The sequence below is a fragment of the Streptomyces sp. NPDC005408 genome (assembly GCF_040606445.1).
In the GTDB taxonomy this organism is placed as follows: Bacteria; Actinomycetota; Actinomycetes; order Streptomycetales; family Streptomycetaceae; genus Streptomyces.
On the sequence record NZ_JBEXEX010000002.1, the window covers coordinates 388,687 to 398,305 of the forward strand.

Genomic DNA, 9,619 nt, shown 5'->3' on the forward strand with positions numbered 1-9,619 from the left:
CGTGCGGTGAGCCCTAAGGCGCCGTGACGAAGCCCCGCACTCCCGGCTCGTACACAACCTCCGGCGCGCCCCGGTCCACCTCGCACCAGATGGATTTGCCCGCGCCCTCCGGCTGCCAGCCCCACCGGTCGGCGAGGCCGTCGACCAGCTCGAGGCCGCGGCCGTTGGTGTCCTCGCCCTCGGCGTGCCGCGGCTGGGGCGGACAGGCGCTGATGTCGGCGACCTCGACCCGCACCGTCCCGGCCTCCGCCGCCCCCGCGCCGAACAGCATCCGCAGGACGGCCGGACAGCCGGTGTGCACGACCGCGTTGGTGACCAGCTCCGAGATCAGCAGGATCAGCGTCTCGGCCAGCGGCTCGTCGTCCCCTATCCCGGACCCGGCGAGCCGCGAACGGGCCCACCTCCGGGCTCGCCCCACCTCCGCTGGGTCGGGCCCGACCTCCAACTGAACCAGAAGCACCTGCACCGCTCACACCATCCGAACCGGCGGACACATCGCCTCGCGCCTCGACAAGGTCCTCAACCAGGTCACTGAACGTGACTCCCTTGCAAGACAGCATGGTTGACGTACAGTCACCGCAACAAGCGCTTCGGGCATATTCCAGCGCGAAGGAGTACCCGTGGTGCATACTGTGCGACGCACGTTGCGGGGAGTCGAACAGAGGCTCGCAGCCCGTACTCGCAGGGGACGAGCGGCGCGCATTCCCGGGCCCGGAGCCGCCGAACCGGCAACACCGTGACAACCCTGCCTCGGAACCACTCGCATCCCACGGAGCGTACCGGAGCGTGACCCTGACTCCGGCCCGTGACAAGTCGCCCGAAGGACACAACCCGGTATCGACGCACGGTGACGCTTCAGAGCGCTGAGGCCAAGGCATCCGCCTGGATCTCCTCGGCCTCCGCGGCGGTCAGCCACATCTGCCCGCGCAGCCAGGCCCGCTTGAGATGCAGATGCACGTCCGCCTCCCACGTGAAGCCCATCCCGCCGTACACCTGAAGACAGTCGCGCGCATTGCGCACCGCGGCCTCGTCGGCGAGCAGCTTGGCGCCGGCGATCTCCGTGAAGTCCTCCGTGAGAGCGGCCGCGTAGACGGCACTGCGGGCCACTTCCGTGCGTACAAGCATCTGGGCACATAGGTGCTTGACTGCCTGGAAGCCGCCGATGGGCTGCCCGAACTGTTCGCGTTCCTTGGCGTATCGCACGGCCGTCTCGGTGGTGCGGGCGGCACTGCCCAACTGTTCGGCCGCGGTCAGGAGCACGGCGTCAGGGCGCGGCGGGGCCTTCGGAGTCCCGCTCGGGATCCGGTGCATCGGGGTGAGCGGGTCCATGGAGCGCACCGGCCGGGTGTGGGGCAGGTCCTTCGGGTAGCGGACGCGCATCGCCGTGCCGTGGAGGACGAGGGCGGCGTCCGCCTCGGCGAAGTGCGGTATCAGCGCGCGGAGTTGGGTTCCGCACGTGACGACGCACGTGCCGTTTGCCGCGCCCGGCACCTGTCCGGCGGCCACATGGGTCGCCACCAGGGGTCCGTTCAGCAGCGCCCGGCCCGCCTCCTCGAAGGCCAGGACCGCCTCGGGCAGCCCGAGGCCTGCTCCGCCCCGCGCCTCCGGAAGGCGAAGCGAGAAGAATCCGGCCTCGCCGAGCTCCCGCCACAGCTGCCGGTCGACCGTGCCCCCGCGGTCCACGGCGGCCCGCAGCGCTTCGGGTCCGAAGCGGCCCGCCAGCAGCTCCCGAACGCCTCTTTGGAGGGCACGCTGGTCGTCGGTCAACCGGAAGTCCATCAGCGCCCCTTCGGCAGGCCGAGGATCCGCTCGGCGACGATGTTCTGCTGGATCTGGGAGGTGCCCGCGGCGATGGTGTACGAGAGCGAGGTGAGCCGGTCCGCTGCCCACGGCCGGTCGAGGTCGAAGGCATCGGGCCCGAGCACCTCGGCGGCTGCCTCGTACAGCTCCTGACGGGCGTGGGAGTAGCGGAGCTTGAAGACCGAGCCACCGATGCCGGGGACGCCGCCGGTCTTCTGCGACTCGCTCACGTTCCACTGGATGAGCCGCCACAGCGCGCTGAACTCGGCGTTCAGACGGCCGAGCCTTCGGCGCAGCACCGGGTCGTCCCAGGTGCCGTTCTCGCGGGCGGCGGCGGCCAGTTCGCCGAGGGTACGGCGGCAGGCGACGACCTCGCCGACGAATGCCGTGCCGCGCTCGAAGGAGAGGGTGACCATGGTGACGCGCCAGCCGTCGTTCTCCTCGCCGACCCGGTTGGCGACCGGCACCCGGACCTCGTCCAGGAACACCTCCGCGAACTCCGCCGAACCGGCCAGCGTCCGCAGCGGGCGGACGGTGACACCGGGCGCGTCCATCGGCATCGCGAGCCAGGAGATACCGCGGTGCTTGGGCGCGTCCGGGTCGGTGCGCACCAGCAGCTCGCACCAGTCGGCGACCTCCGCGTGCGAGGTCCAGATCTTGGAGCCGGTGACGACATACGAATCGCCGTCCCGCACGGCTTTCGTTCGCAGCGCTGCCAGGTCCGAGCCCGCGTCCGGTTCGCTGAAGCCCTGGCACCAGATCTCGTCGCCGCGCAGCACGGGCGGCAGCCAGCGTTCGCGCTGCTCGGCCGTGCCCTCGGCGGCGATGGTCGGTCCCGCGTGCAGCAGCCCTACGAAGTTCGCGCCGACATAGGGCGCGCCGGCCCGCTCGGTCTCCTCCAGGAAGATCAGGCGCTGCGTCGGGGACGCGTCCCAGTGGACGTCCGCGTATCCGGCGTCGTACAGCATCCGCTGCCAGGTGGTGTCGTACGCCCGGCGGCCGGGCCAGTCCAGCGGGTCGGGCCGGGCGGGCAGCTTGGGCAGCGAGAGGTCCAGCCACTCGCGCAGCCGTGCCCGGAAGCCCTCTTCCTCGTCGGTGTACGTGAGGTCCATCAACGGTCCAGGTCGAGGCCGAGCATGCGGATCGCGTTACCGCGCATCAGCTTGTAGACCGTCTCGTCGTCCAGGCCCTTGACGTGGTCGAGTGCGACTTCCTTGGTGTGCGGGAACGTCGAGTCGACGTGCGGGTAGTCGGTCTCGAAGGTGGCGTTGTCGCGGCCGACGACGTCCAGCGACGCGACACCGTGCTTGTCCCGGAAGAAGCAGCAGAACATCTGCCGGTAGTAGTACGTCGAGGGCGGCTCGGGGATCAGATCGCGCACCCCGCCCCAGGCCCGGTGCTCCTCCCAGACGTCGTCGGCGCGCTCAAGGGCGTACGGAATCCAGCCCATCTGGCCCTCGCTGTACGCCAGCTTCAGCCGCGGGAACTTCACCAGCACCCCGGAGAAGAGGAAGTCCATCATCGAGGCCATGGCGTTGTTGAAGCTGAGCGAGGCCTGCACGGCGGGCGGTGCGTCCGGGGAGGCGGCGGGCATCTGGGAGCTGGAGCCGATGTGCATGTTGACGACGGTGCCGGTCTCCTGGCAGATCGCGAAGAACGGGTCCCAGTAGCCGGAGTGGATCGACGGCAGCCCCAGATAGGTGGGGATCTCGGAGAAGGTCACGGCCCGCACGCCGCGTGCGGCATTGCGTTTGATCTCCGCGACGGCCAGGTCGATGTCCCAGAGCGGGATGATGCACAGCGGGATGAGCCGCCCGCCGCTGTCCCCGCACCACTCCTCGACCATCCAGTCGTTGTAGGCGCGTACGCAGGCGAGCGCAACCTCCTTGTCGTGGGCCTCGGCGAAGGTCTGCCCGCAGAAACGCGGGAACGTGGGAAAGCAGAGGCTCGCCTCCACATGGTTGAGGTCCATGTCCGCGAGGCGTTCCTTGGGGTCCCAGCAGCCTCGGCGCATCTCGGCGCGGGTGATGCCTTCGAGGGTCATCTCGTCGCGGTCGAAGCCGACGGCGGCGATATTGCGCTTGTACGGGAACTTGAGGTCCTCGTAGATCCACCAGTCGGTCGGCGGCCCGTCGGGGTCCATGGTGATCTGGTACTTCCCGGCGACGTATGCGAGCTCGCCGATGCCGGCGGTGAGCGGCTGGGGGCCGCGGTCCCGGTACTTCGCCGGGAGCCAGGTCTCGAAGAGGTGGGCCGGTTCGATCACATGGTCGTCGACGCTGATGATCCGAGGCAGTTCGGTCATGAGTCCCCTCCGGCGCGCTGCTGTGTCCCTGATGGCGTTTCTGATGACCCGTCAGATATCAGGCTAGCCCCGCGCCCCTGGACCGACAAGGCGGTGAGCCCTACTCTCGGCACGATCTGACTACCCGTCAGCACTGGAGGGGTACGGACCCATGAACGAGACCGCACACGCCCTGGGCGAATCGCGCACCCTCTGGGAACTCGTCCGGCGCCGGGCGGCACTCACCCCGGACCGGCCCGTGTTCCTCCAGGACGACCGCAGCCTCACCTTCGGCGCCCTGCGCGACCGCTCGGAGCGGGTCGCGGCGGGTCTGTACGAACTGGGCGTGCGGCCCGGAAGCGTGGTCGCCTGGCAGCTGCCGACCCGGATCGAGACGGCGCTGCTCTCCTTCGCGCTCGCGCGGATCGGCGCCGTACAGTCGCCGGTCATCCCCTTCTACCGGGACCGCGAGGTCGGCTTCGCACTACGGGAGTCGAAAGCCGCGTTCTTCGCCGTGCCGGGCACATGGCGCGGCTTCGACCATGCGGGCATGGCGCACCGCCTCGCGCTGGAGCTGCCCGAACCGCCGCTGGTCTTCGAGGCGTACGACACGCTGCCCGACGCGGATCCGGCCGTGCTGCCTCCGCCGCCGGAGTCCGGGACGGATGTGCGCTGGATCTACTGGACCTCGGGCACGACGTCGGACCCCAAGGGCGTGCTGCACACGGACCGTTCGCTGATCGCGGGCGGCGCGTGTCTGGCCCATGCACTGCATCTGTCGGCCGACGACGTCGGCTCGATGGCCTTCCCCTTCGCGCACATCGCCGGGCCCGACTACACGGTGATGCTGCTGCTGTACGGGTTCCCCGCGGTGATGTTCGAGCAGTTCGCGCTGCCGGACGCACTGGAGGGCTACCGACGCCACGGGGTGACGGTCGCGGGCGGCTCCACCGCGTTCTACTCGATGTTCCTCGCCCAACAGCGCAAACAGCCGGAGCAACCGCTGATCCCCAGCCTGCGGCTGCTGGCCGGTGGCGGGGCGCCGAAGCCGCCGGAGATCTACCACGCCGTCGTACGCGAGATGGGCTGCCAACTGACGCACGGGTACGGGATGACGGAGGTCCCCATGATCACCATGGGCGCACCCGACGACACGGCCGGCAACCTCGCCACGACGGAGGGCAGGCCGCCCGCAGGCATGGAGATACGCATCGTCGACGGCGAGGTCCGCCTGCGCGGCGAGGCCGTCTGCCAGGGCTACCTGGACCCGCTCCAGACGGCGACGGCCTTCGACGGAGAGGGCTTCTTCATCACCGGTGACCTGGGGCATGTCACGGACTCGGGGCACCTTGTGCTCACCGGGCGGCTGAAGGACGTCATCATCCGCAAGGGCGAGAACATCTCCGCGAAGGAGATCGAGGACCTGCTGCACGAACACCCGGGGGTGGCGGACGTGGCGGTGATCGGGCTGCCGGACGCGGAGAGGGGGGAGCGGGTGTGCCTGGTGGTGGAACTGGAGGACGGTGCCGCGGGGTTGACCCTCGACGCGATCACAACGTATCTGCGGGGGCGGGGGTTGTCGGTGCACAAGCTGCCGGAGCAGCTGGAGGTTGTCGATGCGCTGCCGCGTAACGAGACCCTGCGCAAGGTGCTGAAGTTCAAGCTGCGGGAGCGGTACGCCTGACGGGGGGCGCGTCCGCATTTCAATCGCTGTCCCGGACAAAGCCGGGGTGGTTCGATTTGTCGCAGGACACAGCTCCATCAGCCTCAGTTGTGCTGGAAGCTGGAGCATGGTCAATTCCTCTCAAAGAACGGGGACCGGTCGTCTGCGTGCCGAGGTTGAACGGTTACGTGACGAGGCGATGCAGCAGCTGAACCTTGCCGATCGGAGAGCCCGCATCTGGGTCATCGTCGACATCGCTCTGGGCTTCCCGGCTGCGCTGCTCGCCGGAGCGTCCGGAGCCGCAGCGCTGGCCACAGCGGATGCACGGGTCCCTGCAGCGCTACTGGCCTTGGTCGCCGCAGGGTTCTCCGCGGGGGCTGCCTTCCTGCGGAGCGACAGCAGACGAATAGCCAACAAACGCGCACGGCAGGCATGGGCTTCCGTGGAGGCCGAGGCCAGCCTGGTGCTGACGCAAGAGCACCTGGATCGCGAAGCGCTGCGTGCTCTGTTCGGCACCCGTCAAGCTGCATTGGCAGCCTACGAAGGAGGCGAGCCCTGACCGAAGGTTCGCCGAGTTCGAGGCCAAGGCTGTGTCCGGGCATCAGGAAGTGTCGTCGGCAGACGGGACTTTGACGACACGACCTAGAGCCTGCTCAGCGACGCCGCCGCGAACAGCACGTCCCGGATCGCCTCCCGGTCGCCGTCCTGGCCCGCCGCAGCCTCCTCCGGCGAGACATGCCCCGCCACCAGACGGCAGAACTCCACGCCGTCCAGCGCCACTTGAGCCACCGCCTGGTCGGCGGAGCCGACGGCCGCGGGTGAGTCCAGTGCGATGTACCAGTTCCCGCCGCCCGAGCCCTCGACCTCCAGATGCAGCGAACGGCCCCGCGATCCTGCCGCCACCAGATGCCTGGCCGGTCCGGCGAGCCCCGCGCGTCTGCGGTCGGCGAGTGCCGCGGGCAGCAGCCGTGCCGCGAGATCGATCATCCGGTGCAGATGGGAACCGCTCGGCGGCTCGTACGGATAGTCCACCGCGTCCGCGATGTCGCCCGCGTGCACCCAGCACTCGAAGGCCCGGTCCAGCAGGGAGTCCCGCAGAGGCAGCGCGAAGTCCCCGTACGACACGGACAGTTCGGCGACTCCGCGGCCCGCGAAGGACACGGTCCGGATGAGGGTGTGGCTCTGGTCGCGCCACGGCTCGCGGACGGTGCGCGTGGGAGGTCTGTCCGAGGTGCTCCAGAACGCCTCGGTGCGCTCCGTCGGCACCCTCGGCGCACCCGCCCCGAGGGGATCATCCAGGCCGAGCGCGCTAGCCACCAGGCCGTCGACGGACATCAGATGCCCCATCACCCCGGCGACCGTCGTCCTGCGGCTCACCGGCCGCTCCCCCTCGAACCACTTGAGGCGCACCGGCGCATGCCACTCCGACTCGCCGATGTCCTGAAGCAGGGCGTCGAGCCGTGCGGTCTCCGCGTCGTACGGAGTCGCCCAGACGGGCACGGGGATACGCGCGGGCCTGCGCCCCAGGCAGTTCTCGAGCACCCGGAAGCGCAGCAGCGGGTCGAGGTCCAGATCCCGGTCGGTGTGCAGCAGTGCGACGGCGTCACGCAGCCGCAGGGCCTCTTCCGCGCAGGGTGCGCAGTCGCCGAGGTGCTCCTCGACGGCCACGGTCTCCTCGGCGGAACAGGCGGACAGCGCCCATGCGCCGAGCAGCGACTTGAGCACGCTGTGGGACGGGCCTTCGGCGGGCATGGGCGGGGCTTCCTGCTCGGGCACGCTCTGGAGCGGGACCAGTCGCGGCGGGTTCAGGTCGTCCGCAGCCGACCGCGGTCCCGGTATGCGCGGAGCGCCCCGTACCCCGTCGCGGCCGTCGTCGTCGCCGGGGCGGCCGTTTCCGCGGCCGCCGTCCAGTGGCCCGTTCACAAGGAGCGTCCGTATCCGGGCGGGGACGAGCCCTCGAGCGGGCGCGTATTGGCGGTGGACAGCAGCTGGAGGCCGAGCCGCAGCCTGCGCCTGGCCTCGTCCTCGGTGACCCCGAGGTCGGCCGCGGTCTGGCGGTAGTCCCTGCGCTGGAAGTACGCCAGCTCCAGTGCGGCACGCAGGGGCGCGGGCATGGAGGTGACGATGTAGTCGGCGCGGGCGGCAACAGCGGCCTTGCGCACCTTCTGCTCCAGCTCCTCGGTGGTGCCCTCGCCGCCCTGGGCGAGCGCGGCGGCCTCGGTCTGGCGCAGCCGGTGCACGGCCTGGCTGTTGGTGAGCTTGGCCACCCAGGCCCGCATCGAGCCCTGCTTGGGGTCGTAGGAGTCGGGGTTCTCCCAGATGTAGCCGAAGACCTCACGGGTCACCTGGTCGGCGGCCTCGTCGTCGTCGAGCACCCGGTGGGCGAGCATGTGCACCAGCGAGGCGAACCTGTCGTACAGCTCTCCGAGCGCGGCGGCCTCGCCCCGCGCGAGCCGCTGCTGCATCCTGCGGTCCCAACGCGGCGGTGTGTCCTTTGCCATACGGCCCCCAAGCCTGTCCCCTGTGCCTGTCGCCTCTTCGAATGTAGTGCGCGCGGCCGCGGACGCACGCCCCTTTGCGGCAAGTGAGCCCCCGAGTGGGACGTTCGATGGTAGGGCGGGACCGCTCCCACAAGCCTGCCCTGAGCGTTCGTGTTTCAGGCGGGAGGGGTGGGGCAGTCGCGAAAGGAAGAGCAGCTTCCGGATGTGTACGGCCAGCGCCACAGCGGGCGGGCACTCCGGATCGGCGTGAGGAGAGGTCCGGTCGTGATGCTCAAGGTGGACGAGACCCGGCAGGGCGCGTGGACCGTGCTGCACGTCTGCGGCGAGCTCGATCTCGTCTCCTCGCCCGTGGTCCGCCAGCATGTCCACGATGCGGTCGCCGTCGGCCGCCGCGATGTGGTGCTCGATCTCTCCGAGGTGCTCTTCTGCGACTCCAGCGGCGTCGGGGTACTGATCGCCGCCCGCCGGCTGCTGCGCTCCTGCCGGGGCAGGCTGCGCCTGATACTGCCCGCCCGCGGCGCCGAGGAGGGCTCACACGTCAACCGGGTGCTGGGCGCCCTCGGGGTGCGGCGCCTGTTCGAGGTGTACGCGGACACGCTCTCGGCCACCGACGAGGAGGCCCAGCCGCTGTCCGCCTGATCCGTCACCCGGCGTACTCGCAGATGTCGGCACGATGTCGTCATCAAGTAATTGGGGGAGTACTTGCACGCGTCAGCCCCCGGCGCCGTACGCTCCCCGCATGGACAGCGCAGAATACGAGCGCAAGATCGCTTCCCGCTTCGCCGCCTTCGACCAGGACGGCAACGGCTACATCGACCGCCAGGACTTCAGCGGGGCGGCTGCCGCGCTGCTTGCCGAGTTCTCCACCACCGCACGCTGCGACAAGGGCCAGGCCCTGTACAGCGGTGCGGAGGCGTTCTGGCAGGGCATGGCCGGGATCGCCGATGTGGACGGCGACCAGCGGGTCACCCGCCAGGAGTTCATCACGGGTGCGGTGAAGCGACTGCGTGACAACCCCCAGCGGTTCGCCGAGATCGCCCGCCCCTTCCTCCACGCCCTGATCGACATCGCCGACGAGGACGGGAGCGGAGTGAAACCGTCCGCGGCGGAGCGGGTGCTGAGGGTGCTGGGCGTCGCGCCCGAGCTGGCGGCGCAGGTGGCGGCGGGACTGGACGCGGACGGCGACGGCCGGATCACTGAGGAGGAGATCCTCTCGGGCTTCGCGGCGTACTTCGTCACGCCGGAGCCGTAGGAGCAAACCGGGGCTCCGCCCCGGATCGTGTTCCTCACGCGCTGGACGGGGGGGGGGGGGCGCCCGGGCACCCCCGGAGGAACCCCATACCGCCGCCGGGGCCCCCGCGCTGGGGCGGG

10 protein-coding genes are annotated in these 9,619 nt (G+C 70.2%); 4 read left to right on the top strand and 6 right to left on the bottom strand.

Annotated features, from left to right (window positions below):
* Positions 1–13 precede the first annotated feature (13 nt).
* The 4 genes from ABZS64_RS03835 to ABZS64_RS03850 all read right to left on the bottom strand — a co-directional run bounded on the left by ABZS64_RS03835 (position 14) and on the right by ABZS64_RS03850 (position 4,105).
* Positions 14–466: an ATP-binding protein gene (locus tag ABZS64_RS03835; protein WP_355822736.1), complete on the bottom strand. Its 453-nt coding sequence runs from the start codon at positions 464–466 to the stop codon at positions 14–16.
* A gap of 389 nt (positions 467–855) precedes the next feature.
* On the bottom strand, positions 856–1,779 hold the full coding sequence (locus ABZS64_RS03840) for an acyl-CoA dehydrogenase family protein (RefSeq protein ID WP_355822738.1): 924 nt from the start codon (positions 1,777–1,779) through the stop codon (positions 856–858).
* Positions 1,779–2,912: an acyl-CoA dehydrogenase gene (locus tag ABZS64_RS03845; protein WP_355822740.1), complete on the bottom strand. Its 1,134-nt coding sequence runs from the start codon at positions 2,910–2,912 to the stop codon at positions 1,779–1,781. The genes ABZS64_RS03840 and ABZS64_RS03845 overlap by 1 nt, the downstream gene beginning before the upstream one ends.
* Positions 2,912–4,105, bottom strand: a complete 1,194-nt coding sequence (locus ABZS64_RS03850; protein ID WP_355822741.1) for an amidohydrolase family protein — start codon at positions 4,103–4,105, stop codon at positions 2,912–2,914. The genes ABZS64_RS03845 and ABZS64_RS03850 overlap by 1 nt, the downstream gene beginning before the upstream one ends.
* Before the next feature lie 151 nt (positions 4,106–4,256).
* Between ABZS64_RS03850 and ABZS64_RS03855 the strand changes: the two genes are divergently transcribed.
* Both ABZS64_RS03855 and ABZS64_RS03860 read left to right on the top strand, forming a co-directional pair.
* The gene (locus tag ABZS64_RS03855; RefSeq protein WP_355822743.1) at positions 4,257–5,768 is read left to right on the top strand and encodes an AMP-binding protein; all 1,512 of its coding nucleotides are present in this window, start codon (positions 4,257–4,259) and stop codon (positions 5,766–5,768) included.
* A gap of 106 nt (positions 5,769–5,874) precedes the next feature.
* Positions 5,875–6,306, top strand: a complete 432-nt coding sequence (locus ABZS64_RS03860) for a hypothetical protein (protein WP_355822745.1) — start codon at positions 5,875–5,877, stop codon at positions 6,304–6,306.
* 83 nt (positions 6,307–6,389) lie between these two features.
* Here the strand turns inward: ABZS64_RS03860 and ABZS64_RS03865 are convergent, their stop codons facing one another.
* Together ABZS64_RS03865 and ABZS64_RS03870 are read right to left on the bottom strand one after the other, a co-directional pair.
* Positions 6,390–7,670: a zf-HC2 domain-containing protein gene (locus ABZS64_RS03865; protein ID WP_355822747.1), complete on the bottom strand. Its 1,281-nt coding sequence runs from the start codon at positions 7,668–7,670 to the stop codon at positions 6,390–6,392.
* Complete coding sequence (locus ABZS64_RS03870) at positions 7,667–8,248, bottom strand: sigma-70 family RNA polymerase sigma factor (RefSeq protein ID WP_355822749.1); 582 nt, start codon at positions 8,246–8,248, stop codon at positions 7,667–7,669. Before ABZS64_RS03870 ends, ABZS64_RS03865 begins: the two co-directional genes overlap by 4 nt.
* A gap of 264 nt (positions 8,249–8,512) precedes the next feature.
* Here ABZS64_RS03870 and ABZS64_RS03875 point away from each other — a divergent pair, with 264 nt between their 5' ends.
* Complete coding sequence (locus ABZS64_RS03875) at positions 8,513–8,887, top strand: STAS domain-containing protein (protein ID WP_355822796.1); 375 nt, start codon at positions 8,513–8,515, stop codon at positions 8,885–8,887.
* 100 nt (positions 8,888–8,987) lie between these two features.
* Positions 8,988–9,500, top strand: a complete 513-nt coding sequence (locus ABZS64_RS03880) for an EF-hand domain-containing protein (protein ID WP_355822751.1) — start codon at positions 8,988–8,990, stop codon at positions 9,498–9,500.
* Positions 9,501–9,619 lie beyond the last annotated feature (119 nt).